General features: G+C 64.3%; 21 protein-coding genes. 9 read left to right on the top strand and 12 right to left on the bottom strand.

Annotation, left to right across the window (positions count from 1 at the left end; all coding sequences use genetic code 11):
- The 5 genes from IVA87_RS15825 to IVA87_RS15805 all read left to right on the top strand — a co-directional run.
- Nucleotides 1-499: efflux RND transporter permease subunit (locus IVA87_RS15825; RefSeq protein ID WP_247334133.1), on the top strand; the 499-nt coding region annotated here is incomplete at its 5' end.
- A gap of 159 nt (nucleotides 500-658) precedes the next feature.
- Nucleotides 659-3,241: an ATP-binding protein gene (locus tag IVA87_RS15820; protein ID WP_247334132.1), complete on the top strand. Its 2,583-nt coding sequence runs from the start codon at nucleotides 659-661 to the stop codon at nucleotides 3,239-3,241.
- The gene (locus IVA87_RS15815; RefSeq protein ID WP_247279850.1) at nucleotides 3,238-3,627 is read left to right on the top strand and encodes a response regulator; all 390 of its coding nucleotides are present in this window, start codon (nucleotides 3,238-3,240) and stop codon (nucleotides 3,625-3,627) included. Before IVA87_RS15820 ends, IVA87_RS15815 begins: the two co-directional genes overlap by 4 nt.
- A complete protein-coding gene (locus tag IVA87_RS15810) occupies nucleotides 3,624-4,874 on the top strand; it encodes an adenylate/guanylate cyclase domain-containing protein (RefSeq protein WP_247301208.1) in 1,251 nt (416 codons plus the stop codon). The genes IVA87_RS15815 and IVA87_RS15810 overlap by 4 nt, the downstream gene beginning before the upstream one ends.
- Nucleotides 4,875-4,883: 9 nt before the next feature.
- Nucleotides 4,884-5,630, top strand: coding sequence for a hypothetical protein (locus IVA87_RS15805; protein ID WP_247334131.1), 747 nt, complete (start codon nucleotides 4,884-4,886; stop codon nucleotides 5,628-5,630).
- Between the two features lie 70 nt (nucleotides 5,631-5,700).
- On the opposite strand, the gene IVA87_RS15800 is transcribed toward IVA87_RS15805, so the two are convergent.
- The 12 genes from IVA87_RS15800 to IVA87_RS15745 all read right to left on the bottom strand — a co-directional run bounded on the left by IVA87_RS15800 (nucleotide 5,701) and on the right by IVA87_RS15745 (nucleotide 19,421).
- Entirely contained in the window at nucleotides 5,701-6,585 is an 885-nt protein-coding gene (locus tag IVA87_RS15800; RefSeq protein WP_247301206.1) for an ABC transporter permease, read from the bottom strand.
- A 4-nt stretch (nucleotides 6,586-6,589) separates the two neighbouring features.
- Complete coding sequence (locus IVA87_RS15795) at nucleotides 6,590-7,531, bottom strand: ABC transporter permease (protein WP_247301205.1); 942 nt, start codon at nucleotides 7,529-7,531, stop codon at nucleotides 6,590-6,592.
- A gap of 10 nt (nucleotides 7,532-7,541) precedes the next feature.
- On the bottom strand, nucleotides 7,542-9,050 hold the full coding sequence (locus IVA87_RS15790; RefSeq protein WP_247334130.1) for an ABC transporter substrate-binding protein: 1,509 nt from the start codon (nucleotides 9,048-9,050) through the stop codon (nucleotides 7,542-7,544).
- 22 nt (nucleotides 9,051-9,072) lie between these two features.
- On the bottom strand, nucleotides 9,073-10,179 hold the full coding sequence (locus IVA87_RS15785; RefSeq protein WP_247301203.1) for a dipeptide ABC transporter ATP-binding protein: 1,107 nt from the start codon (nucleotides 10,177-10,179) through the stop codon (nucleotides 9,073-9,075).
- Entirely contained in the window at nucleotides 10,179-11,168 is a 990-nt protein-coding gene (locus IVA87_RS15780; protein WP_247301202.1) for an ABC transporter ATP-binding protein, read from the bottom strand. Before IVA87_RS15780 ends, IVA87_RS15785 begins: the two co-directional genes overlap by 1 nt.
- Nucleotides 11,165-11,875, bottom strand: coding sequence for a DUF1028 domain-containing protein (locus IVA87_RS15775; protein WP_247301201.1), 711 nt, complete (start codon nucleotides 11,873-11,875; stop codon nucleotides 11,165-11,167). The genes IVA87_RS15780 and IVA87_RS15775 overlap by 4 nt, the downstream gene beginning before the upstream one ends.
- Nucleotides 11,876-11,884: 9 nt before the next feature.
- Nucleotides 11,885-13,690 (bottom strand): gamma-glutamyltransferase family protein, encoded by a 1,806-nt coding sequence (locus IVA87_RS15770; RefSeq protein ID WP_247334129.1) that lies wholly within the window; start codon nucleotides 13,688-13,690, stop codon nucleotides 11,885-11,887.
- Nucleotides 13,691-13,771: 81 nt separating this feature from the next.
- A complete protein-coding gene (locus tag IVA87_RS15765; RefSeq protein ID WP_247301199.1) occupies nucleotides 13,772-14,761 on the bottom strand; it encodes an oligopeptide/dipeptide ABC transporter ATP-binding protein in 990 nt (329 codons plus the stop codon).
- Entirely contained in the window at nucleotides 14,758-15,744 is a 987-nt protein-coding gene (locus tag IVA87_RS15760) for an ABC transporter ATP-binding protein (RefSeq protein WP_247301198.1), read from the bottom strand. Before IVA87_RS15760 ends, IVA87_RS15765 begins: the two co-directional genes overlap by 4 nt.
- 13 nt (nucleotides 15,745-15,757) lie before the next feature.
- A complete protein-coding gene (locus IVA87_RS15755; protein ID WP_247301197.1) occupies nucleotides 15,758-16,729 on the bottom strand; it encodes an ABC transporter permease in 972 nt (323 codons plus the stop codon).
- Nucleotides 16,730-16,739: 10 nt separating this feature from the next.
- On the bottom strand, nucleotides 16,740-17,720 hold the full coding sequence (locus IVA87_RS15750; RefSeq protein ID WP_247279837.1) for an ABC transporter permease: 981 nt from the start codon (nucleotides 17,718-17,720) through the stop codon (nucleotides 16,740-16,742).
- Nucleotides 17,721-17,825: 105 nt separating this feature from the next.
- Nucleotides 17,826-19,421: an ABC transporter substrate-binding protein gene (locus tag IVA87_RS15745; RefSeq protein ID WP_247301196.1), complete on the bottom strand. Its 1,596-nt coding sequence runs from the start codon at nucleotides 19,419-19,421 to the stop codon at nucleotides 17,826-17,828.
- Between the two features lie 304 nt (nucleotides 19,422-19,725).
- On the opposite strand from IVA87_RS15745, the gene IVA87_RS15740 reads away from it, so the two are divergent.
- The 4 genes from IVA87_RS15740 to IVA87_RS15720 are packed head-to-tail and all read left to right on the top strand — an operon-like array spanning nucleotide 19,726 to nucleotide 26,463.
- Nucleotides 19,726-19,983 carry a DUF6489 family protein gene (locus tag IVA87_RS15740; RefSeq protein WP_091891548.1) on the top strand — a complete coding sequence of 86 codons (258 nt, stop codon included), beginning with the start codon at nucleotides 19,726-19,728 and terminating at the stop codon, nucleotides 19,981-19,983.
- On the top strand, nucleotides 19,983-20,783 hold the full coding sequence (locus tag IVA87_RS15735; protein WP_247334128.1) for an alpha/beta hydrolase: 801 nt from the start codon (nucleotides 19,983-19,985) through the stop codon (nucleotides 20,781-20,783). The genes IVA87_RS15740 and IVA87_RS15735 overlap by 1 nt, the downstream gene beginning before the upstream one ends.
- Nucleotides 20,784-20,831: 48 nt before the next feature.
- Complete coding sequence (locus IVA87_RS15730; protein ID WP_247334127.1) at nucleotides 20,832-22,382, top strand: wax ester/triacylglycerol synthase family O-acyltransferase; 1,551 nt, start codon at nucleotides 20,832-20,834, stop codon at nucleotides 22,380-22,382.
- Entirely contained in the window at nucleotides 22,342-26,463 is a 4,122-nt protein-coding gene (locus tag IVA87_RS15720; protein WP_346657737.1) for a cytochrome P450, read from the top strand. The genes IVA87_RS15730 and IVA87_RS15720 overlap by 41 nt, the downstream gene beginning before the upstream one ends.
- Nucleotides 26,464-26,490: the final 27 nt, after the last annotated feature.

Raw genomic sequence — 26,490 nt, 5'->3', positions numbered from 1 at the left:
CTTGCGCGACCCGCTGGTGATCATGATCTCGGTGCCGATGGCGATTGTCGGCGCGCTGATCCCGCTGTTCTTCGGCGTGGCGACGATGAACATCTACACCCAGGTCGGTCTGCTCACCCTGGTCGGCCTGATCACCAAGCATGGCATCCTGATGGTGGAGTTCGCCAACGAGCTCCAGGTCAGCGAGCGGCTCGACCGCCGCTCGGCCATCGAGATGTCGGCGCGCATTCGGCTGCGCCCGATCCTGATGACCACGGCCGCGATGGTGACGGGTCTGATCCCGCTCCTGACCGCCACCGGCGCCGGCGCGGCCAGCCGCTTCTCGATCGGTCTGGTCGTCGTGGCCGGCATGTCGATCGGCACGCTGTTCACGCTGTTCGTGCTGCCGGCGGTTTACGTGGTGTTGGCGACCGACCATCGCGCGGCCGCCGATTCGGAGCGGAACAAGCAGGTCAACGAGCTCGACCTGGGCTCCAACAAGGCCTTGCGGCCGACCTGAGGCTGTAGGCGCGCGAACCAGAGGGCGGCAGCGGTTTCCGTTGCCGCCCTTTTATTGTGTTTTTTTTGTGCAACGGCGAGGCGCCGCACCGGCCATCAGGCGGCCGCTCCCGGGTGCTTGCGAGAGACAAGGTCCGCTCTTCTTGGTAGTTTCCGAGGGATGAGCCTTTCCGTCCATCCCGACACCCTGCAAGCCAGGACGCTGCCGAGCGCGGCAGCGGCTGGCGTCACTGCCGGCGCGGCGACGGGGCAGGGGATCAGGAGCCGGTTGTTCACCAAATACGTCGCGCTGTTCGTGGCCGTGGTCACCGTCGCGCTGCTCGCCAACGGCCTGTTCGAGGTCTTCTTCTATTATCGCGAGCACAAGGCCTCGCTGATCCGGGTCCAGCATGAGCAGGCCGAGGCGGCCGCGGCCAAGATCGGCCAGTTCGTCAAGGAGATCGAGGGCCAGCTCGGCTGGACCACGCAACTGCCCTGGTCTGGGGGCTCGATCGAGCAGCACCGGTTCGACGCGCTGCGGCTGCTGCGTCAGGTGCCTGGGATCACCGAGCTTGCCCAGGTGGATTCGACTGGCAAGGAGCGGTTGCGGGTCTCGCGGCTGGCGATGGATGCGATCGACAGCGGCATCGACCTGTCGAGCGACGCAAAGTTTACCGAGGCAGTCGCACACAAGGTTTATTACGGACCCATCTATTTCCGCAGGGAGTCCGAGCCCTACATGACGCTGGCGCTGGCTGGTGCGCGCAAGGATGCCGGCGTCAGCATCGCCGAGGTCAATCTCAAGCTGATCTGGGACGTTGTGTCCCAGATCAAGGTCGGTGAGCGCGGAGTTGCCTACGTCGTCGGACCGGAAGGGCGCCTGATCGCGCATCCCGACATCAGTTTCGTGCTGCGCAACACCGACATGTCTGGTCTCGCGCAGGTGCGCGCTGCGCAGGCCGGGGGCGGCGTCATGCCGGACGCATTGCAGGAGGCGACGAACATCCAGGGGCAGAAGGTTCTGACGGCCTCCGCCCCGATCGCGCCGCTCGGCTGGACAATGTTCGTGGAATTGCCTGTCGAGGAGGCCTACGCTTCGCTCTACGCCTCGTTGCAGCGCCTTGCGATCGTGCTGTCGGCGGCTTCGATTTTCGCGGTGCTTGCAGGGATCTTTCTCGCGCGCCGCATGGTCGGTCCGATCCAAGCGCTGCGCAGCGGCGCCGAGCGGATCGGCGCCGGCGATTTCTCCCAGCGCATCTCGACCAAAACCGGCGACGAGCTCGAAGGTCTCGCCGACCAGTTCAACGAGATGGGCGCACGCTTGCAGGAATCCTACGCCGACCTCGAAAACAAGGTCGAACGACGCACCGCGGAATTGAGCGAATCCCTGCAGCAGCAGACTGCGACCGCCGACGTGCTGAAAGTCATCAGCCGTTCGGCGTTCGACCTGCAAGTCGTGCTGAACACGCTTGTTGGCTCGGCAGCTCGCCTGTGTGACGCGGAGGAGGGAACGATTTTCCGGCCCAACGATGGCGTTTTCTATTTGGCGGCAAGCTGCGGGCTCGACGCCGAGCAGGAAAACAAGCTCCGGACTTTCGCGTCTGTACCTGAACGGGGAAGTGTGGTCGGCCGCACCCTGCTCGATGGCAAGACGGTCCATGTCCCGGATGTGCAGGCCGACCCGGAATACGCGCCCTCGTCCGCCCGAAGGCGCGCCCACGTACGTACGATGCTGGGTGTGCCCTTGCTTCGAGAGGGGACACCGATCGGCGTGTTCGTTTTGACGCGACACGATGTGCGGCCGTTTAGCGCGAAGCAGATCGAACTCGCCACGACCTTTGCAGACCAGGCCCTTATCGCGATCGAGAATGTCCGATTGTTCGAGGAGGTCCAGGAACGAACCAGAGAGTTGTCGCAGTCGCTCGACGACTTGCGCGCCGCCCAGGATCGCCTGATCCAGACCGAGAAGCTCGCGTCCCTCGGCCAGCTCACGGCGGGCATCGCCCACGAGATCAAGAATCCGCTCAACTTCATCAACAACTTCTCCGCGGTTTCGACCGAGCTGATCGACGAGCTCAAGGAGGCCCTGCAGTCGGCCGCGCTCGACGGCAAGACGAAGGAGGAGGTCGACGAGCTGACCGGCATGCTCAGGAGCAATCTCGAGAAAGTGGTGCAGCACGGCAAACGCGCCGATTCCATCGTCAGGAACATGCTGCTGCATTCGCGCGAGGGCTCCGGCGAGCATCGCGCCGTCGATATCAATGCAGTCGTGGAGGAGAGCCTCAATTTGGCCTACCACGGCGCGCGCGCCGAAAGACCGGCCTTCAACGTCACGCTCCAGCGCGAACTCGATCCCGCCGCCGGTATGGTCGATATCTATCCGCAGGAGATCACGCGCGTCTTTCTCAACCTGATCTCCAACGGCTTCTACGCAACCGCTAAGCGCAAGGAGAGCGCCGCTGACGCCTTCGAGCCGATCTTGCGCGCGGCAACGAAGAACCTCGGCGAGAGAGTCGAGATCCGGATCCGCGATAACGGCACCGGGATCCCGCCCGAGGTGAAGGAGAAGATGTTCAATCCCTTCTTCACCACCAAGCCGGCTGGCGAGGGCACCGGGCTCGGCCTTTCCATGAGTCATGACATCGTCGTGAAACAGCACGGCGGCACGATCGACGTGAACACCGAGCCCGGTGTATTCACCGAATTCATCATCACGCTGCCGCGCATGATGGCGGCAAGCGGAACTACTGGAGACGGGACTTGAACGTTTATATCCTGGTCGTCGATGACGAGCCCGACGTCGAGGCGCTGTTCCGGCAGCAGTTCCGGCGGGAGCTGCGCGCGGGACGCTTCCAGATGGAATTTGCGTCCTCTGCGCCAGATGCGCTGAGGCGCGCGGCCGAAGTTCGCGATCCCTCGCTGATTTTGATTCTCTCGGACATCAACATGCCCGGCATGAGCGGGCTCGACATGCTGCCGAAGGTGCGTGCCGCGCATCCGGATGTTCCCGTCATCATGATCACGGCCTATGGCGATGCCGAAACGCGCCGCAAGGCGATCGAGCGGGGCGCCGTCGGGCTCCTCACCAAGCCGATCGACTTTGCGCTGTTGCGGCAGGAGATCGACACGAGGCTCGAGCAAGCCGCATGACTGCGACCATCCTCTTCGTCGATGATGAACCGGATCTCGAGGTGCTGATTCTGCAAAAATTCCGCAGGCAGATCCGGGACGGGCTCGTCGACATCATGTTCGCGCGCGACGGTCTCGAGGCGCTGCAATCGCTCGAGCAGAATCCGCATGTCGACATGGTGGTCTCCGACATCAACATGCCGCGGATGGACGGGCTGTCGCTGCTCGCGAAGCTTCAGGAGGCCGAGGACAAGAAGTCGACCATCATCGTCTCCGCCTATGGTGACATGAGCAACATCCGTACCGCCATGAACCGCGGCGCATTCGACTTCCTGACCAAGCCGATCGATTTCGCCGATCTGGAAGCCACGATCGATAAAACCATTCGCCACGTCGAGATGCTGCGCGAGGTGCGGCGGCGCCAGATGGAAGCCGAGCGCGCCCATGCCTCGCTGTCGCGCTTCTTCTCGCCGGAGATCGCAAGGCGCCTGGCGGCGGATGTCGCCGGCGACGGCATGGAGGTGCAGTGGCGCGACGTCGCGACCATCTTCACAGATATCACCGGCTTCACCTCGCTGGTGGAGAGCGCACCGCCCCAGATGCTCGGCGAGCTCCTCAATGAATATGTCGGCGGCATGACCGAAATCGTCTTCGCGCATGAGGGGACGGTCACGAAAATCATCGGCGATGCGATCCAGGTGCTCTTCAACGCGCCGGGGGACCAGCCGGATTATGCGGCGCGTGCAGTCACCTGCGCACATGATCTCGACGCCTGGGCGGAGGCGTTCTCGGCGCGTTGGAGGGGCAGAGGCGTGAATTTCGGGACCACCCGGATCGGCGTGCATGCAGGCCCGGCGCTGGTTGGCAATTTCGGCGGCAATCGCTTCTTCGACTACACCGCCTACGGCGACACCATCAATATTGCGGCGCGGCTGGAGGCTGCCAACAAGCATCTGGGAACGCGCATGTGTGTCAGCATCAGCGTCGCCACGTCGGCCGATAACTTTCAAGGCCGCCCAATAGGCGAGCTGATGCTGCGCGGACGCAGCGAGCCGCTGCGCGCGTTCGAACCGCTGTCGGAGGCCAAATTCGAAGCGCCGGAAACCGCGCTATATTCCGATGCTTTTGCCAAGATGGAGGCCGGCGACGTCGCCGCCATGCCCGCATTCGCAGCGCTGGTCGGCATGCACGCCGACGATCCCCTGGCCGGCTTTCACCTGAGGCGCCTGCTCAACGGCGCCAAGGGCATTCGCATGCAACTGGAATAGGAGTCCGCCATGATTCGTGAGTTCTCGGCCGGCAATTATCGTTTCATTCCGTCCGTGTTCCAGTATTCGGCGGGTGCCGCCGCAGATGAGGGCTACGAGATCGAGCGCGTCCGGTTCGACCGCCTGGTGCCGCTTGCGGAAGGATTTGCGCTGACGGCAAAGTTCATCCGGGAGGCAGGGCGGCCGCTCACGGCGTTCTGTGCCTGCGAATTGCGCTCGCCGGCGGCCTTCAGCGAGGAAGGTTTTCGCGCGTTCAACCTGCACTATGTGAAGACGCTGTCGGAATGGGGGATCTTCGACGGCACCACCAATCCCGTGGCACGCAGCAATGTCTGTCCCGAGATCGATCCGCCGTCGGAGCCGTCGTTCTACGCGTTCTCCTTCACGCGCCCGACCCCGTCGAAATCGCCGAGCTTCGTGATCGCCGGCGGAGCCGAGGCTCGCGAGGGCAGCGGCACCTATGTCGAGCGCACGGTGCGTTACCGCGACCTCAGCCCGGAAGGGCTGCGGGAGAAAGTACGCTTCACAACGACCGCGCAGATGGAGAACCGGATGGCGGCCTTCGGCTTCGGCTGGAAGGACACCACCGGCGTGCAGGCCTATTCGGTGCACGACTTCCATCACGCGCTGGTCGACGAGTTGGTGCGCCGCGGCGCGCTGCGCTCCGGCCTCACCTGGCATTTTGCCCGGCCGCCCGTGGTCGATCTCGAATATGAGATGGACTGCCGCCGCGTGATGCGGGAGGTCGTGATTTGAGGTCTATCGGCAGGTGATCTTTACCTCTCCCCAACGGGGAGAGGTGGAGGGCGGCAGCGTTGATCCAATCTCAGCGCTGGCGCGGGTCGAGCGCGTCGCGCAGGCCGTCGCCAAGCAGGTTCAGCGACAACACCACGAGAAAGATCGCGAGCCCCGGCCAGATCGCCATCCAGGGCGCCTGGGTCAGGAAGCGCTGTGCGGCATTGAGCATGCTGCCCCAGGACGGTGCCGGCGGTTGCTGGCCTAGGCCGAGGAACGACAATGCCGCTTCGGCGATGATGGCGGCGGCGATCGACAGCGTCGCCTGAACCAGCAGCGCCGGAAGGATGTTCGGCAGGATGTGCGAGAATGCGATCCGCCATGGCGGATTGCCGAGTGCGCGCGCGGCCTCCACATAATCCTCCGCCTTGACGCTCAGCACCTGACCGCGGGTCAGGCGGATAAAGATCGGAGTGGCCGAGATGCCGATGGCGATCATGGCGTTGCCGAGGCTCGGGCCGAGGAATGCCGCGAGCGCAATTGCCAGGATCAGGAACGGGCAGGCGAGCATTGCGTCCGTGATCCGGCTGATCAGTGCGTCGGTGAAGCCGCCGCGATAGCCGGCGAGGAGGCCCAACGGCACGCCGATGCCGAGCGCGATCGCAACCGAGATCAGGCCCGCGAGCAGCGAGGCGCGCGCGCCGTAGACGACGCGGCTCAGGATGTCGCGGCCGAGCTCGTCGGTGCCGAACCAGTGCGCGGCGGTCGGCGGCTTGCGCACCAGGCTCCAGCTCGTCGCGATGGGGTCGAAGGGAACGACGACCGGCGCAAGCACCGCAAGAAGGATGAACGCGATGATCACGATGAGGCCAAACACAGCGGCCTTGCGCTTGAACAGGCGCCGCCGCGCGCGGCGTGCCGGGCTGTCCAGCTCGTGAGCTTGCGTAGCGGGACTGGCCAGCGTCGTGTCGCTCATGGCACTAGCCCCGCAGCCGCGGATTGACGAGGATATAGGCGACGTCCGCAATGAGATTCAGAGTGATGTAGACGGTGGCTGTCACCAGCACCACGCCCTGCACGACCGCATAATCGCGGTTGAATACCGCATCCACGATCAGCTTGCCGAAGCCGGGGATGGAGAAGATCTGTTCGGTCAGCACGGCGCCTGAGAGCAGGGTACCGAGCTCGAGCGCACCGAGCGTGATGATAGGTGTCAGTGCGTTACGCATCGCGTGCTTGAGGATGACCGAGCGTTCCAACAATCCCTTGGCGCGCGCAGTGCGGACATAGTCGCTCTCCAGCACCTGGAGCATAGCGCTGCGGGTGTGCCGCATCAGGATCGCGGCAATTGCATTGCCGAGCACGAAGGCGGGCATGATGGTGGCAGCCAGGCTCGCGCGCCAATTTTCGGTGAGCGGCACATAGCCCGAGGCCGGCAACCAGCCGAGCTCGATCGAGAACAGGAAGATCAGCATGATGCCGAGCCAGAAGTTCGGCGTGGAGATTCCCCATAGCGCAAAGAAATTGGCGCCGTAGTCCCAGGCGGTGCCCTTCTTCACGGCCGCGACGATGCCGGCGGGGATGCCGATCAGGAATGCGATCAGGATCGCCATCGAGCCGAGCTGTAAGGTCACCGGCAGCTTCTGCGCGATCAGCTCGCGCACCGGCATCTTGTTGCGCAGCGATTCGCCGAAATCGCCGGCGAGTACGCCCTTGATCCAATAGGCGTACTGCACAGGGACGGGCTGATCGAGCCGGTACTGATGGCGGATCTGTTCGATCACGGCAGGATCGCGCTCTTCGCCCGCCATCACCAGCGCAGGATCGCCCGGCAGCAATTGCTGGAGCGAGAAGATCAGCACCGAGACGAAGAACAGTGTCGGCACGATCTGCACAAGGCGGCGGGCGAGGAACTTCAGCATCCTTTCATTGTCACTTCAGCTTGAGGCCGATAACGCGCACGAGCCCGTCGGGCATCTGCCGGTAGCCTTCGAGCTTCGTCGTATGCGCGATGATGATGCGGCGGTGGTAGAGGTACAGGAGGGGCTCCTCGTCCTGGACCAGCCTCGCCAGGACTTCGTAGCTGGCTTTGCGCTTGGTGGGATCGGTCACCGATCGCGCATCCTCCAGCGCCTTGTCGGCCTGCGCATTGTTCCAAGCGCCGTAATTCTGCGGCGCGCCGCTGTGCAGGAAGACGAAGGTGTTGCCGTCGGGATCGACGCGCCCGCTCCAGGCCAGCATGAAGGCCTGGTAATCGCCGGCCTCGGCCTGCTTCAGCCCGGTTGCAAATTCGGTGACGCGGAGCTTCATGTCGAACCCGGCTTCGGCCGCCATGGACTGGATCACCTGCGCCGGCGTTTCGGTCTCCGCGCCCTTCGATACCAGGAAATCGACGCTGACCGGCGGTGTCACGCCGGCTTCCTTCAGCAGCGCCTTGGCCTTCTCGACGTTGCGGGGACGGACCGGCAGGGATTTCTGATAATAGGGATGATCGGGATTGACCCATTGATTGCCAACCTGAAACTCGCCGTTGAACACGACCTGGTTGATCGCCTCGCGGTCGATGGCAAGGTCGAGCGCCTGTCGCACCTTGGCGGATTGGCTGAGTGGCCCCTTGGCCTTGTCCTTGCCGATGTTGAGCGTGATGCCCTGATAGCCGAGCTCGATGGCGGTCGCGACCTTCAGCCGCGAATCCGCGCGGACCTCCTTGAGGTCGGTGGCGAGCACGCGCTCGATCAGGTCCAGTCCACCGGATTTCAGGTTCGCGAGCCGCACCGTGGCATCGACGATCGGCTGGAACACGATACGATCGATGAAGACGTTGTCCTTGTTCCAGTAGTCCGCGAACCTCTCGAATACGATGCGGTCCTGCTGCACGCGCTCGACGAATTTATAGGGGCCCGCGCAGACCGGACGCAGGCCGAACTTGTCGCCGGCTTCCTTCGCCGCCTTCGGCGACATCATCATGCCGGCCCGATCGGTGAGCTGCGCGAGCAATGGCGAGAACGGCGACTTCAGCACCAGCTTGATCGTGAGGGGATCGACGACCTCGACGTGATCGACCGAGGCCAGCTCCGGCTTGCGGAAGGAGCCGGGGAAGGTGAGGTGTCGTTCCAATGAGAACTTGGCGGCCTCGGCATCGAACGGCTCGCCGTCGTGGAATTTCACACCGGGGCGGAGCTTGATGACGAGCGCCTTGCCGTCGTCGGCCGTTTCGCTCGACAGCGCGAGCTGCGGCACGATGTTGAGCTTCTCGTCGATGTCGAACAGCTTGTCGCAGAATGCGGAGAACACGATGCGGCCGACATAGGTGCGCGCCATGGTCGGATCGAGGATGTCGGGGTCCTCGGCGAGGCCGATGCGCAGCGTGGTCTGGGCTTGCGCTGTTACGACCGACAGCAGGAAGGCGGTGGCCGTTGCGGCCAGGCGAAACATGTTCATCGGACAGTCCCCATTGCTTCGGCTACGTCGTTGTGGGCGCGGTGCCTTGTATACCAACCCCGGAGACCGCTGCGCCTTCCGTCTTTCGGCTGAAGGCCGCGACCAATTTCGCAAGTGCTGGCGAAAACCCGCCGGCTGCCGGCAGGATAGCGTCGGCGGACGGCAGCTCTGCCGTACGGTGACAGGCGGCGGCGTGGCCCGCGCTGTCTGCCACGAGCTCCGGCGCCTCAATGCGACAGCGCTCGACAACGAAGGGGCAGCGGGTATGGAAGCGGCAGCCCGCCGGCGGATTGAGTGCGCTCGGGATCTCGCCCGTCAATAGCACCGTCGTTCGCTTCGCTTTCGGCTGTGGCAGGGGGATCGCGGACAACAGCGCCCGGGTATAGGGATGGCGGGGCGCTGCGAACAGCGCGTCCGCCTCCGCGGTCTCGACGATCTGGCCGAGATTCATCACGGCCACGTGGTCGGCGATGTGCTTGACCACGGCCAGATCATGCGACACGAAAATGTAGGCGAGGCCGAGCCGGTCCTGGAGCTCGCGCAGCAGGTTGAGGATCTGCGAGCGGATCGAGACATCCAGCGCCGAGACCGGCTCGTCGCAGACGATCAGCTTCGGCTCGACTGCGAGCGCACGGGCGATGGCAATGCGCTGGCGCTGACCCCCGGAGAATTCATGCGGATAACGGCGCTCCAGCCGCGGCTCCAGCCCGACCAGCCGCAGCAGTTCGGCGACCCGCCCGCGCCGCTGCGTCGGCGGCACCAGATCGTGCAGCGCCAGCGGCTCGGTCAGGATCTGGCCGACGGTCATGCGCGGATTGAGCGAGGCGTAAGGGTCCTGGAAGATGATCTGGGCTTCACGGCGGAAGGCGCGGAGCGCATTGGCGTCGAGGGAGAGAAGATCGCGGCCATCAAAGCGTACCGTACCCGCATCCGGCTCGATCAGCCGCAGCACCAGGCGGCTGACGGAGGATTTGCCGCAGCCGGATTCGCCGACCAGGGCCAGCGTCTTGCCGGCCTCGAGCGAGAAGCTGACGCCGTCGACGGCCTTGACATGCGCCCGCGCGCGGCCGAACAGCGAGCGTTCCGCGACGAAATGCTTGACCAGGCCTTGGACCTCGAGCAGTGCCATCACGACACCAAACGTTCGAGTGGCGCGCGGATACAGCGCGAGAGGTGGCCGGGGCTGACTTGCAGCAGTGGCGGCGGCGCCCTGGTGCAGGCGTCCAGCACGAACGGGCAGCGCGCGGCGAAGCGGCAACCGGCGGGCAGCCGTGCCGTGTTCGGCACCATGCCTTCGATCGTGGCGAGCTGCTCGGCGCGATGATCGAGCCGCGGGATCGAGCCGAGCAGGCCGACGGTGTAGGGATGCTGCGGCGCCGAAAACAATTCGTCCACAGGCGCGCGTTCGACGATCTCTCCGGCATACATCACCGCGACCTCGTCGCAGACTTCGGCAACGACGCCGAGATCATGCGTGATCAGGATGATGGCGGCGCCGCTCGCGGCCTTCAACTCGCGCATCAGCTCCAGAATCTGCGCCTGCAAGGTGACGTCGAGCGCCGTGGTCGGCTCGTCCGCGATCAGCAGGCGCGGATCGCAGGCGAGCGCCATTGCGATCATCACGCGCTGGCGCATGCCGCCGGAGAGCTTGTGCGGGAATTCGTCGATGCGTCGCTCCGGTGAGGGGATGTGGACGCGGCGCAGGAGCTCGATCGCCCGCTCCCGCGCATTGCGCCGCGAACCGCCACGATGGCGCAGGATCGTCTCGACGATCTGCTCGCCGATGGTCAGGCTCGGGTTAAGTGAGGTCATCGGCTCCTGAAAGATCATCGCCAGACGGTTGCCGCGCAGGTCGCGTAGCGTCTGGTCCGGCGTCTTCAAGAGGTCGAGCCCCTCGAAGCGGATCGCTCCGGATATCTCCGCGCTTCTCTTCGGCAGCAGGCCCATGATCGCCAACGAAGTCACGCTCTTGCCGCAGCCGGATTCGCCGACGAGGCCGAGCGTGGCGCCATTGGCGACGCTGAGATCGACACTGTCGACCGCCTGGGTGATACGGCCATCGTCGCCGTGGAAGCGGATGCGCAAATCCTCGATCTCGATGAGGGGGGTGGCGCTCATGACTGTCTTGCGCGGGCTGCGGCGATGCTGGCGTCGATCACGCTGCGATCGGTGTTGCCGGCCGGGTTCCGCCGCGTCGGCATGGAGGCGCGGAAGTGCACCCAGAGCTCGTGGCTGACACGCTCGAGCCGTTCGAGCTCGCCGAGCGGATCGGGATGATCGTCGGCCCGAATGTCCAGCGCCGGCCATTCCTCCTCGCCGTGGATCAACAGCGCGGCCGACTGCTTGCCGCGCTTGTCGCCGCCGGCGGCTTCGCCCGCACGCATGGCCGCGAGCAGGCGGCGCGGAAAGGGCAGGCTGTCGTTGGCAATGTAGGTCTTGGCCGTCTCGTCAAGCACGTCGGCCCCCGTCAGCATATTGCCGGCGATCGAGAAGCCGCTGCCTGCGATGTGCCCGCACCACTCGACGCAATCGCACCCGGTGTGCGCGGCGATGTCGCCGCTAGCGTCCATGATGTGGATCTGCCGGCTTTCGCGGCCGTCATCGGTCGCGAGCAGGGCGGCGAGCAGGTCGTGTGCATTGAGGCCTTCACGCAGCAGCTTGACACCGTCGATGCCGTAATAGGGATTGACGAAGGCCTGCGTCGCGATGGCGCCGAGGCCGGCGGCAATGTACGGAACACGCGCGCCGACCGCGAAGAAGCGGGTCGCGACGGCAATACCGAACTCGCCGGTGGCAGTATCTCGCGCGATGATCGACCAGGTCATGTGCTGCCTTCAGCGTCCCGCGGCATAGCCCTGCATCCCGCGCGGATTGGCGGCAGCGCGTCGACGGGGGCCGACGCGCGAGGCCGCGGTAAGACGGCCTTCGGACCAGTCGGGACCGACCTCGACGATATGCCCACGCTCGCGAAGGTTCTCGATCGTCGCCCTCGGCACGCGGTTCTCGACCACGAGCACGCCCGGGCGCGCAGTGCGCGGCCAGAACGAGATCGGAAAATGCTCGGAGTGCCAAGCCGGCGCGTCGATCGCCTCCTGGAGGTTGAGGTTGCAATGGACGTGGCGCAGGAAGAATTGCGTGATCCACTGGTCCTGCTGATCGCCGCCCGGCGAGCCCCAGGCGAGATAGGGCTCGCCGTCGCGCAGCGCCATGGTCGGCGACAGCGTGGTGCGCGGCCGCTTGCCCGGCGCAAGCGCGGCGGGATGGTCCTCCTCCAGCCAGAACATCTGCGCACGGCTGCCGAGGCAGAAGCCGAGCTCGGGAATGATCGGCGAGGATTGCAGCCAGCCGCCCGATGGCGTCGAGGACACCATGTTGCCGGCTTTGTCGATGATGTCGAAATGCACGGTGTCGCCGCGCACTTCGCCGAAGCGGCCCACGGTCGGCTCGCCGGCGCCGAGCGCGCCCACCGCCTCGCGCTGGCCCTCGGCACGGCGAAGCCTGACCACGCCACCAAAACCCTCGACCATACCGGGCGCGAAGTCGAGCGAGGCCTTGTCGGTGACGAGCTTGCGGCGCTCGTCATTATAAGCATCCGACAGTAGCGTCGTGATCGGGATCTCGGTGAATTTGGGGTCGCCGTAGAATTTTTCGCGATCGGCGAATGCCAGCTTGGCGCATTCGATCTGGACGTGGATGAACTCCGGCCCGGTCGGATCGAGCCCATCGAGCGCAAAGCCTTTCAACAGAGCGAGCTGCTGAAGCGTCACCGGCCCCTGGCTCCAGACGCCGGCCTTGCAGACGGTGTAGCGACCATAATCGTAGGTAAGCGGCGCCTCGATCGTCGGCTGCCACCGCGCCATGTCGTCCGCTGAGAGGACGCCGCGATGCGGCGAGCCGCTGACGTCCATCACCTCTTGCGTCCGGCAGAATTTGTCGATTGCTTCTGCGACAAAGCCTTGCGACCAAGCCTTGCGCGCGCGCTCGATCTCGGCGTCGCGGCCGCCGCCGCCGCTTTCGGCTTCGCTGAGAATGCGGGAGTAGGTCGCAGCCAGTGTCTTGTTGGTGAACAGCGTTCCGGGCTTTGGCACTTGACCGTTCGGCAGGTAGACGGCAGCCGAGGTCGGCCAATGCTTGCGGAACAACTGCTCGACGGTGTGGATCGTGGCGCAGGCGCGCTCGACCAGCGGATAGCCGTCACGCGCATAGGAGATCGCGGGCTCGAGCACGTCGCGCACACGCATCGTGCCATAGTCGCGCAGCACCATCATCCAGGATTCGAAGGTGCCGGGAACGCAAGCGGCGAGCAGGCCGGTGCCGGGCACCATGTCGAGTCCCTCGCTCCTGTAGTGCGCGATGGTGGCGCGCGCCGGCGCCGGGCCCTGGCCGCAGATCACCTCGGTGCGCCCGCGCTTCACGTCATGGACGATGATAGGCACATCGCCGCCGGGGCCGTTGAGATGCGGCTCGACCACCTGGAGCGTGAAGGCGGTGGCGACACCGGCGTCAAAGGCGTTGCCGCCCTTCTCCAGAATGGCCATGCCGACGGCGGTCGCGATCCAGTGCGTGGTGGCGACGACCCCGAAGGTGCCTTCGATTTCCGGTCTCGTCGTGAACGGATCGGGATTGATGTTGCTGGCCATAGGCTACCTCATTTGCGGCGCGCGCAATTGATCACAGGGCCACGCCGCCGCCAAATGCGCAGGTTGCATGGCACGCGCGCGTCACGCCGGGACCGGCGCGGTGTTGACCGCGTGGCAGGCGACGCCGTCGATCAGTTCCGGGATCTCCTTGCGGCAGCGATCGAACGCCAGCGGGCAGCGCGGATTGAAGGCGCATCCGGAGGGCGGATTGATCGGGTTCGGGATCTCGCCCTTGACTGGAATGCGCTGGCGGCCGCTCATGGCGAGATCAGGCACGGCACCGAGCAGCATCTTGGTGTAGGGCATGCGCGGACGGGCGAACAGCTCGCGTCCTTCCGCGATCTCGACGATGCGGCCGAGATACATTACGCCGACCCGGCTCGCCATGTGGCGCACCACGGCGAGGTTGTGGCTGATGAACATGTAGGTCAGGCCGAATTTGTCCTGGAGGTCGCGCATCAGGTTCAGGATCTGCGCCTGCACCGAGACGTCCAGAGCCGAGGTCGGCTCGTCGCAGACGATGAATTCGGCGTCCGATGCGAGCGCTCGCGCGATCGCGATGCGCTGGCGCTGGCCGCCAGAGAATTCGTGCGGAAATTTCAGTCGGTCGTCGGGGTGCAGGCCGACGAGGCTGAGCAGCTCGCCGACGCGCGCCTGGATGTCACGCTCACCCTGGATCAGGTCGAAGGCGCGGATCGGCTCGGAGATGATGGCGTCGACCCGGAAGCGCGGGTTCAGGCTCGCATACGGATCCTGGAAGATCATCTGGATGCGGCGGCGTAGCTTGCGGCGTGCGGGAGCCTGCCGCGGATCGGTCATCGACACGCCGTCGATCAGCACGTCGCCGGAGCTCGGCGGCAGCAGGCCGACGACCATCCGCGCCACCGTGGTCTTGCCGGAACCGGATTCACCGACCAGAGCGAACGTCTCGCCCTTCCTGATCTCGAAGGTGACGTGATCGACAGCCTTGAGATATTCGAGATGCCCGCCTTCGAGCACGCGGTTGAGCCATGGCTTCGACACGTCGAACACCCGGCGCAGATTTCTAGCCTGGACGAACGGTGCGCTCATGCCGCGCTCTCCGCCGGCACATTATCATAAAGGTGACAGGCGACCGACTGCGCGCCACGCGTGAGCGGCTCCGGCCGTTCCACGCGGCAGCGGTCAAAGGCGAAGGCGCAGCGCGGGTTGAACGAGCAGCCCGGCGGGATCGCCGACAGGCGCGGCATCGAGCCGGGAATCTGCACGAGGCGCTTGTCGTCTCCGGCCAGAGTCGGGATCGCGCCCATCAGCCCCCTGGCGTACGGGTGCAGCGGATTCTTCACGACATCTTGCACGGGGCCGATCTCGGCGATGCGGCCGGCATACATCACCGCGACCCGGTCCGATGTCTCCGCGATCACGCCCATGTCGTGGGTCACCAGCATCACGGCCGTGCCGTGGTCGCGCCCGAGCCGCTTGATCAGGGAGATGATCTGCGCCTGCACGGAGACATCGAGCGCGGTCGTCGGCTCGTCCGCGATGATCAGCTCCGGCTCGGCGCAGATCGCCAGTGCAATCACCACGCGCTGGCGCATACCGCCGGAGAATTCGTGGGGATAGCCGTCGATCCGCTTTTCCGGCGCTGGGATGCCGACTTCGGCCAAGAGTTCGACGGCGCGGCGCCGCGCCGCTTGTTCGGAGAGATTGAGATGGGTCCGGATCGTCTCCACGATCTGGTCGCCGACCCGGTAGAGCGGATTGAGCGAGGTGAGGGGATCCTGGAAGATCATGCCGATGCGCTTGCCCCGGATGCGGCGCATCTCTTCCGGCGGCAGATTGTCAATGCGCAGGCCCGCGAGATGAATCTCGCCGCCGGCGATGCGGCCGGGTGGATCGATCAGGCCGATCACGGAGAGGCCGGTGACGGATTTGCCGGCGCCGGATTCACCGACCACGCCGAGCACCTCGCCCTTGGCGATGTCGAAGGAGATGCCGTCGATGGCGCGCAGCGTGCCGCGGCGGGAGGCGAACTCCACATGAAGATTACGCACGGAGAGAACAGGTTCGGTCATGAGCGAGGCGTACTCATCTGAGCTTCGGGTTGAGCGCGTCGCGCAGCCAGTCGCCGAGCAGGTTGATCGAGAGGATCAGCGCTGCCAGCGCAAGCCCCGGGAAGGCGACGATCCACCATTCGCCGGCGAACAGGTAGTTGTTGCCGATCCGGATCAGCGTGCCGAGCGAGGGCATGGTGTCGGGCAGGCCGACGCCGAGGAAGGACAGCGTCGCCTCGGTGATGATCGCAAGAGCGAGATTGATCGTGGCGATCACCAGGATCGGGCCCATCGTGTTCGGCAGCACATGCCGCAGCATGATCTTCGGTGCGGGCAGACCGATCAGCTGCGCGGCGGCGACGTAGTCCTTATTCTTCTCGACCATCACGGAACCGCGCACGGTCCGGGCGTAACCCACCCAGAAACTGAGGCCGATCGAGATCACCAGCACGACCAGCATGCTGGTGGCATCCAGCCGGTTGCCAAGGATCGATTTGGCGACGCCATTGACCAGCAGCGCGATCAGGATGGCCGGGAAGGTGAGCTGCACGTCGGCGATGCGCATGATCACGCCATCGACTGCACCGCCGAAATAGCCGGCGATCAGGCCGAGCGCGATACCGAGCGCACCGGCGAAGATCACGCCGGCCACGCCCACGGCGAGCGAGATGCGCATGCCGTAGAGAATGGCGGAGAACACGTCGCGGCCCTGCTCGTCGGTGCCGAGCAGGAACGGGCTCTGGCCGTCGGCGGTCCACAGCGGTGAAATCCGCGAATTCATCAGTTGCAATTGTGCCGGATCGAATGGGTTCTGCACCGCGAGCGCGGATGCAAAGATCGCAAGCAGGAAGAACAAGACCGTGATCGCCGCTGCTGCCATGGTGAGCTTGGAGCGGCGAAACGAATAGAAGATATCGCTGTCGAGCGCGCGGCTGAGCCATCCGCGGGCCGTTTGCGCTGGCTGCGTGCTCTGCCCATTGGAATTGGAGACGACTGCGTCGGACATGCAGGCTGCCTTACGTGGCGCGGCCGACGGTCGCGCGTAGACGCGGATCGACCACGGTGTAGAGGATATCGACCACCAGATTGATGGTGACGAAGATCAGCGAGACCATCAGCAGGTAGGCGGCCATTATCGGGATATCGACGTTTTGCACGGCCTGCACGAACAGAAGTCCCATGCCCGGCCATTGGAACACGGTTTCGGTGATGATCGAAAATGCAATAACCGAGCCAAACTGCAATCCCGCCACCGTGATCACGGGGATGAGCGTGTTCTTCAGCGCGTGGCCGAAATGGATGGCACGGGTGGTCAGCCCGCGGGCGCGGGCGAAGCGTATATAGTCGGTTCGCAGCACTTCCAGCATCTCCGCGCGCACCAGCCGCATGATCAGGGTCATCTGGAACAGGCCGAGGGTGATCGCGGGCATGATCAGCGCCTTCAGGCCCGAAAGCGTGAGCAGGCCCGTAGTCCACCAGCCGAGCTTGACCACCTCGCCGCGGCCGAAGGAGGGCAGCCAGCCCAATGTCACCGCGAACAGATAGATCAGAAGAATACCGATCAGGAAAGTCGGCAGCGAGATGCCGATCAGCGAAACCGCCTGGAATAACTTGGCGAGCACGGTGTCGCGCTTGAGCGCCGAATAGACACCCATCAGAATGCCGAGCACCATTGCAAAGACGGTCGCGCAGATCGCAAGCTCCAGCGTCGCGGGCATGCGCTCCATCAACAGCGTCGAGACCGGCTGGCGGAACTGATAGGACACGCCGAACTTGAACTGCGCGGCATCGGCGAAATAGCGCACGAACTGCACCGGCACGGGATCATCGAGGCCGAGCGACTTGCGCACGGCTTCGCGTTCGGCCGCCGACGTGTCGATCGAGACGATCTGGTTGACGGGGTCGCCGGCGAAACGGAACATCGAGAAGGCGATGATGCCGACGGCGAACATGACGCCGATGGCCTGAACGGCGCGGCGAAGAGTGAAAGCGAGCATGCCTTCCACTGTCCTTGAGTGTGTGTCTGGCCGACGCCTTTGTCAGCCGGAAAAGGAAAAGGTCCCGGAGGCCTGATGCTGCCGGGACCTTGTGTTCAACTGAGGCTATTCCTTCTTGGTCGCCCAGTGGAACATGACGAGATTGTCGGCGCGCTGCGGTAGGTTGACCTTTTTCGATACGCCCCAGGCCAACGCCTGCTGGTGCAGCGGGATGTACGCCCAGTCCTTGTTGGCGATTTCGTAGGCTTGCTTGATCAACTGGTTGCGCTTGGCGGTGTCGGTTTCAACCAGCACCTTGTCGGTGATGGCGTCGAACTCCTTGTTGCAATAGCCGCCGAGATTGGCTTCGCCGCGCGAGGATTTCGCATCGTCCCGGCAGCCCATGATGTCGTAGAGCACGTTGTGGGAATCCATCGTGCTCGGCGTCCAGCCCAAGAGATAGAACGAGGTCTGGTAGCCACCTTGCTTGAGCACCTTGGCGAAGTATTGCGCCTTCGGCTGCGCCAGGAGATTGATCTTGACGCCGATACGGGCGAGCATGCCGACGACGGCCTGGCAGATCGCCGCATCGTTGACGTAACGATCGTTCGGGCAATCCATGGTGACCTCGAAGCCATCGGGGTAACCGGCCTCGATCAGGAGCTTCTTGGCGCCATCGGGGTCGAATTTCGGCCGCGTGAACTCCTTGGACAGCGCGAACAGTTCCGGCGCAATCATCAGAGCTGACGGCGTCGATAGCCCGCGCATCACGCGCGTCTTGATCAGCTCGATGTCGATAGCCTTGTAAAAGGCTTCGCGGACGCGGACGTCCTTGAACGGATTCTTGCCCTTGATGTTGGAGTAGAGCAACTCGTCGCGGGTCTGGTCGAAGCCGATGAAGATGGTGCGCAGCTCCGGCCCTTTGAGCACCTGGGCATTCGGGCTGGAATCGACGCGGGAGATGTCCTGGATCGGCACCGGCTCGATGACGTCGACTTCGCCCGAGAGCAGCGCGGCGACGCGGGTGGCGTCGGAGGCGATCGGGGTGAAGGTGATCTCCTTCAGGTTACCATCCATCTTGCCCCAGTAATTGGGGTTGGCCTTGAACACCGTCTTCACGCCGGGCTGATGGCTTTCGATGATGAAGGGACCGGTGCCGTTCTCGTGGAGCGAGGCGTAGCTCGGCGTGGTCGCCGCCACCGGCGTCGGATCGACGACGTTGTTCTCCTCGGCCCATTTCTTGTCCATGATGTACCAGACATCCCACGACGAATGCAGGATGGGATTGGGCGAGGGCAGGACGAAATCGACGGTGTAGTCGTCAACCTTGACGACCTTGACGTCGGGTGCAAGGCGGGTCTGCATATTGGACCCCTTCTTGCGGACGCGATCGGCGGAGAACAGCACGTCGTCGGCGGTGAACGGATCGCCGTTATGGAATTTCACGCCCTTGCGCAGGTGGAAGCGCCAGCGGGTCGGCTCCGGCGTCTCCCAGCTTTCCGCCAGCGCCGGAATGATCTTGAGGTCCTTGTCGCGCGCGGTGAGGCCCTGATAGACGTGGCCGAGATGGGCGTGGGTGGTGCTCTCGTTGAGGGTATAGGGATCGAGCGACTTCAGGTCGCCCTGGTTGGCATAGCGCAGCGCCTGGCTCGACGCCGGCGAGACCGAGAACGCAGCCATACCGGCGAGCGTCGCCGCAAACAGACTTCGACCTAATGACATTCTTGACCCTCTCCACACTGCCGTGCCGGTGATTTTTGATTTGTTCGGCCGGCCGATCAATCCATGTTGCCCAGAGTTCTCGACCCGTGCAAGCGCCATTCCAGCAAGGAACGCGCCAAGTTGCACCGCTGTGCAGCAATGCTGATCGTGCCGGCTGGCTTGGGCGGCTTTCGACTTTCGACTTGGTTGACCATATTCGGCCGTTGCGGGTCGGGATATGTCGCGCCGGCATCAGGCGCTTGCGTCGCACCACAACTCGCGGCGATACTGCCGGCAGGCCGCTCGAATCTCATCCGGAGGGGACATGAAGGTTAATATCGAAATCGACTGCACTCCCCTCGAGGCCCGCCAATTCTTTGGACTGCCGGACGTGTCGCCGATGCAGACGGCGGTGATGGACAAGCTGCAGCAGCAGGTCCTGAGCAACATCGACAAGGTCTCGCCCGAATCGTTGGTGCAGAGTTGGTTTACATACGATCCCAAGCTCGCCGAACGGTTTCAGGACATGTTCGTCGCGATGGCAGGCCTCGGCGGCACGCGCAGCAGCGACAAGAAGAAATAGTGTCATCAGGGCCGGACGGGACGCTGGATTCAGGCCGGCGTCGTCCGCCGGGTATCGGGCTGCTACTTGCCGAGGCTCGGGGTCTGCTCGAATTCAATGCGAGCCTGCTGCTGTCACCGCTTCTGATGCGCGCGCCCAGGGGCGACGGCCATCCGGTGCTGGCGCTGCCGGGCTTCCTCGCCAGCGATCTCTCGATGGCACCGATGCGACGCTATCTCAGCGAGCTCGGTTATGAGGCACATGCCTGGCGGATGGGCCGCAATCTCGGCGGGCTCGGGCGGATGCGGGATTCGCTGCGCATGCGCTTGGCCGAGATCCACGCCGCCTCCGGCCGCAAGGTCAGCCTGGTCGGATGGAGCCTCGGCGGCGTCTATGCCCGCGATCTCGCACTTCAGGCGCCGGAGATGGTCCGCTATGTCATCACGCTCGGCACCCCTTTTGCTAACGACGTACGGGCGACCAACGCCACGCGGCTGTACGAGGCGCTGTCAGGCGAGCGGGTCGAGGATTATGCCGAACAGCGCGAGGCGCTCGCCGGCGATCTGCCGGTGCCCACGAGTTCGATCTATTCGCGTGCCGACGGTGTCGTGAATTGGCGGACCTGTCTGCTCCGTCCCTCCGCCCGTGCCGAGAACATCGAGGTGCATCTGGCGAGCCATATCGGGCTCGGGGTCAATCCCGCGGCGCTGTGGGCCGTGGCGGACCGGCTGGCGCAAGCGGAGGGGGAATTCCGGCCATTTGACCGGGCCGGACCGTTTGCCATTGCATATGCCCCGGCGGAACAGGCAGTATCGGCCTGACGAGAAGCGCGGACCAAACGCGCCCGTCAAGTCTTGCGGGAGGGAATTATGGCTGACGGGAAGAAGCTGTCGTCGCTGGACGCGTCGTTTCTCTATCTGGAAACGCCGGAAATGCCGATGCATGTCGGAAGCATGGCAATCTTTCACCTGCCCGACGACTACAAGGGCGACTTCTTCGAAGACTTCAAGGCCATGATCGTCTCGCGCCTGCACATCGCGCCGATCCTGAAGGCGCGGCTAGAGAAGGCGCCGCTCGACATCGATCATCCCTCCTGGGTCGAGGACGATCAGTTCGACATCGATCGTCACATTTTCCGCGCCAGCCTGCCGCAGCCGCGCGACCGAGCCACGCTCGAACGCATCGTCGGCTGGATGCATGCCAAGCTCCTGAACCGGGCCCGTCCGCTCTGGGAGTTCTACGTGTTCGAGGGCATGAAGGACAACGAGGTCGGCCTTTATTCCAAGATGCATCATGCCGCCATCGACGGCGGCGCCGGTGCGGCCTTGACCAAGTTGATCTACGACATCTCGCCGATCCCACGGAAGGTCGAGCCGCCGACGGCTGGAGCCAAGCCCGGACAGGAGCCGCGCGATATCACGGCCAACCTGCTCGATTCCTATCGACAGCTCTTCAGCCAGCCGCTCGATGCGTCGGCGGCCGCGAAGAACCTGCAATTGCCGCGTACCGGCAAGAGCGACATCGGCTCGATCCTGTTCGACAATGCGATGTACCAGATCGAGAGCGCGGTGCGGTTCGCCGGCAACCTCCCGACGGTGCTCAAGAGCGTCTCCGACGTGCTCGGCAAGGTCGCAGATCCGAAATCGCGCGAGAGCCTCGCCAGCATGGTGTCGCCGCCGACCATGCTCAACAAGACCATCTCGTCGGAGCGGAGCTTCGCCGGCGTATCGATCTCGTTGTCGCGGGCCAAGGCGCTGGCCAAGCAGGCCGGCGGCAAGCTCAATGACGTCGTGCTGGCGCTCGCCTCGGGCGTGGTCCGCCGCTATCTCCAGCAATATGGCACGCTGCCGGCGAAATCGCTGACTGCGGCGGTGCCGATCTCGCTGCGCGAGGAGGGCAACACCGAGGCCAATAACCAGGTGTTCGGCATGATCTGCTCGATCGCGACCAACATCGACAATCCAAAGGCGCGGCTGGAAGCCATCATCGCGCAATCGGCCAAGTCCAAAGAGATGTCGCATCCACTGCGGGCGCTGATGCCGCAGGTCTCCAACATCTCGATGCTGGGTGCCCCGATCATGGTGCAGATCCTGGCGCTGCTCTACAGCCGCTCCAATCTGTCCGACGTGCTGCCGCCGGCCGCCAATATCACGGTGTCGAACGTCCCAGGACCGCGGCAGACGCTCTATGCTGCAGGGGCCGAGCTTCTGCACATTTTCCCGGTCTCGATCTCGACGCATGGGCAGGCGCTCAACATCACCGTGCAGAGCTACCGGGACCAGCTCGATTTCGGCTTCATCGTCGGCGCCAATATCATTCCGCACGTGCAGGTGATGAGCGACATGCTGCCGGAAGAGTTCGCCGCACTGGAGGCGGCCTATGCGCCGCCCGCGGCCGACATCAAGCGTGCTGCGGAATAAGGAGTTCGCGATGATTGAAATGCCGCCGCTCAAGTTCGCGACGACGAACGGAATCCGCATGGGCTATTACGAGGCTGGCCCGGCCGACGACAAGCCGCCGGTCGTGCTGTGCCACGGCTGGCCCGAGCTCGCCTTTTCCTGGCGCCACCAGATCAAGGCACTGAGCGAGGCCGGCATCCGCGTGATCGCGCCCGACCAGCGCGGCTACGGTGCGACCGACCGGCCCGAGCCGGTCGAGGCCTACGACATTGAGCACCTGACCGGCGATCTCGTCGGACTGCTTGATCATCTGCAGATCGATAAGGCGATCTTCGTCGGTCACGATTGGGGCGGCTTCATCGTTTGGCAAATGCCGTTGCGGCACATCGACCGGGTCGCCGGCGTAGTCGGCATCAACACGCCCCACACCAATCGCCCCTGGGCCGATCCGATCGAGCTGTTGCGCGCACGCTTCGGCGACAAGATGTACATCGTTCAATTCCAGGATCCGGCGCGCGAGCCGGACAGGATTTTCGGCAGCCGTGTCGAACAGACTTTCGATGCGTTCATGCGTAAGCCGGTGCCGCGCCCGGCCGACACCCCGCCGGAGGAGGTGGTTGCCGGTGTCGGCGCTTCGCCGCGGCTCAATCTGGCATTTCCGCAGATGATTGCCGGCTATGACGCGAAGCACGATCCGCGTACGCCGATCCTGTCGCCGGAAGAGAAGAAAGTCTTCGTCGATGCCTTCACCAAAACGGGTTTTACCGGGGGCATCAACTGGTACCGCAACATGTCGCGCAACTGGGCGCGCTCCGAAGGGCTCGATCATACGGTCCGCGTGCCGTCGCTGATGATCATGGCCGAGAATGACGCGGTGTTGCCGCCATCCTCCGCTGATGGCATGGACAAGCTGATTCCCGATCTCGAGAAGCTGTCGCTGGACTCGGCCGCCCCCGTGCAGCACCTGACGCGGCTCGCCAAGGAGCTGGGTCCGATCTTCTGGCTCGACATGATGGGCTCGCCGATCGTGGTCGTCTCCGGCCACGACCTCGTCGACGAGCTCTCCGACGAGAAGCGCTTCGACAAGACGGTGCGCGGTGCGCTGCGGCGTGTACGTGCGGTCGGCGGCGACGGCTTGTTCACGGCCGATACCAAGGAGCCGAACTGGAGCAAGGCCCACAACATCCTGCTCCAGCCGTTCGGCAACCGGGCCATGCAGTCGTATCATCCGAGCATGGTCGACATCGCCGAGCAGCTCGTTCGCAAATGGGAACGGCTCAATGCCGACGACGAGATCGACGTCGTCCACGACATGACCGCATTGACGCTGGACACAATTGGCCTGTGCGGCTTCGACTACCGCTTCAACTCGTTCTACCGGCGCGACTATCACCCGTTCGTCGAGTCGCTGGTGCGCTCGCTCGAAACCATCATGATGACGCGTGGCCTGCCCTTCGAGCAGCTTTGGATGCAGAAGCGGCGCAAGACCTTGGCCGAAGACGTCGCCTTCATGAATAAGATGGTCGACGAGATCATTGCAGAACGACGCAAGAGTGCGGACGGCATCGACGACAACAAGGACATGCTGGCCGCGATGATGACCGGCATCGACCGCGCGACCGGCGAGCAGCTTGATGACGTCAACATTCGCTACCAGATCAACACCTTCCTGATCGCGGGCCACGAGACCACCAGCGGCCTGTTGTCCTACACCCTCTATGCACTGCTGAAGCATCCGGACATCCTCAAGAAGGCCTATGACGAGGTCGACCGCGTCTTCGGTCCCGACGTCAATGCGAAGCCGACCTATCAGCAGGTGACGCAGCTCACCTACATCACGCAGGTCCTGAAGGAGGCGCTGCGGCTGTGGCCGCCGGCGCCGGCCTATGGTATCTCGCCGCTCAACGATGAGACCATCGGCGGCGGCAAGTACAAGCTCAGGAAGGGCACGTTCACCACCATCCTGGTGACGGCGCTGCATCGCGATCCCTCAGTCTGGGGACCGAACCCTGATACATTCGATCCCGAGAATTTCAGCCGCGAGGCGGAAGCCAAACGGCCGGTCAATGCCTGGAAGCCGTTCGGCAACGGCCAACGCGCTTGCATCGGCCGGGGCTTTGCCATGCACGAGGCTGCGCTTGCGCTCGGGATGATCCTCCAGCGCTTCAAGCTGATCGATCACCAGCGCTATCAGATGCACTTGAAGGAAACGCTGACGATCAAGCCGGAGGGTTTCAAGATCAAGGTTCGCCCGCGCGCCGATCGCGAGCGCGGTGCCTTTGGCGGACCAGTCGTGGCAATGGCTTCGGCACCCAAGGGACCGCGTCAGCCGGCCGCCCGGCCCGGCCACAACACGCCGATGCTGGTGCTCTACGGCTCCAATCTCGGCACCGCCGAGGAACTCGCGACGCGCATGGCCGACCTCGCGGAAATCAACGGCTTTGCCGTGCGTCTCGGCCCGCTCGACGATTACGTCGGCAAGCTGCCGCAGGAAGGCGGCGTGCTGATCATCTGCGCCTCCTACAACGGCGCACCGCCTGACAATGCGACGCAATTCGTCAAATGGCTCGGCGGCGACTTGCCGAAGGACGCCTTTGCCAATGTGCGCTACGCCGTGTTCGGCTGTGGCAACAGCGACTGGGCAGCGACGTATCAGTCGGTGCCGCGCTTCATCGACGAGCAATTGTCGGCACATGGCGCGCGCGCCGTCTATCCGCGCGGCGAGGGCGATGCGCGCAGCGATCTCGACGGCCAATTCCAGAAATGGTTTCCGGCGGCTGCTCAGGTCGCGACCAAGGAATTCGGCATCGACTGGAATTTCACCCGCACCGCGGAGGACGATCCGCTCTATGCAATCGAGCCGGTGGCGGTGACCGCCGCCAACACTATCGTGGCCCAGGGCGGTGCTGTCGCGATGAAGGTTCTGGTCAATGACGAGCTTCAGAACAGAAGCGGGCCTAATCCGTCGGAGCGTTCGACGCGCCATATCGAGGTGCAACTGCCGTCCAATGTCACCTATCGGGTCGGCGATCATTTGAGCGTGGTCCCGCGCAACGACCCGACGCTGGTCGATTCGGTCGCTCGCCGCTTCGGCTTCCTGCCAGCCGATCAGATCCGGCTTCAGGTCGCGGAAGGCCGCCGGGCGCAATTGCCCGTCGGCGAGGCCGTGTCGGTCGGCCGTCTGCTCAGTGAGTTCGTCGAATTGCAGCAGGTCGCGACACGGAAGCAGATCCAGATCATGGCGGAGCACACCCGCTGCCCGGTGACGAAACCAAAGCTGCTCGCCTTTCTTGGCGAGGAGGCGGAGCCGCTCGAGCGTTACCGCACCGAGATCTTGGTCAGACGCAAATCGGTGTTCGACCTGCTGCTCGAATATCCGGCCTGCGAATTGCCGTTCCACGTCTATCTCGAAATGCTCTCGCTGCTCGCGCCGCGCTATTACTCGATCTCGTCCTCCCCGTCGGTCGACCGGGCGCGCTGCAGCATCACCGTCGGGGTGGTCGAAGGGCCGGCCGCTTCCGGGCGCGGCACCTACAAGGGCATCTGCTCCAATTATCTCGCGAACCGGCGAGCGGGTGATACGATCTTCGCCACCGTGCGTGAGACCAAGGCCGGCTTCCGCCTCCCCGACGAGCCATCGGTGCCGATCATCATGATCGGACCGGGCACGGGACTTGCCCCGTTCCGCGGCTTCCTTCAGGAGCGCGCTGCGCGCAGGGCGAAGGGGGCTGCTCTTGGTCCGGCGATGCTGTTCTTCGGCTGCCGCCATCCCGATCAGGATTTTCTCTACGCGGACGAGCTGAAGGCGCTGGCGGCAAGCGGCATCACCGAGCTTTTCACCGCGTTCTCGCGTGCCGATGGCCCGAAGACCTATGTGCAGCATCTCCTGGCCGCGCAGAAGGACAAGGTCTGGCCGCTGATCGAGCAAGGCGCCATCATCTATGTCTGCGGCGACGGCGGCAAGATGGAGCCCGATGTGAAGGCTGCCCTCGTCGCGATGCACCGCGAGAAGAGCGGTAGCGATGCCGCGGCCAGTGCACGCTGGATCGAGGCGATGGGCGCGAACAACCGCTATGTGCTGGACGTTTGGGCGGGTGGGTGACCACGGGCCCGATCGTGCTAAACGTCA

The organism is Bradyrhizobium sp. 147 (assembly GCF_023073935.1).
GTDB lineage: Bacteria > Pseudomonadota > Alphaproteobacteria > Rhizobiales > Xanthobacteraceae > Bradyrhizobium.
Note: the sequence above shows the minus strand (reverse complement) of the source record. Positions and strands in the feature narration are given on the sequence as shown.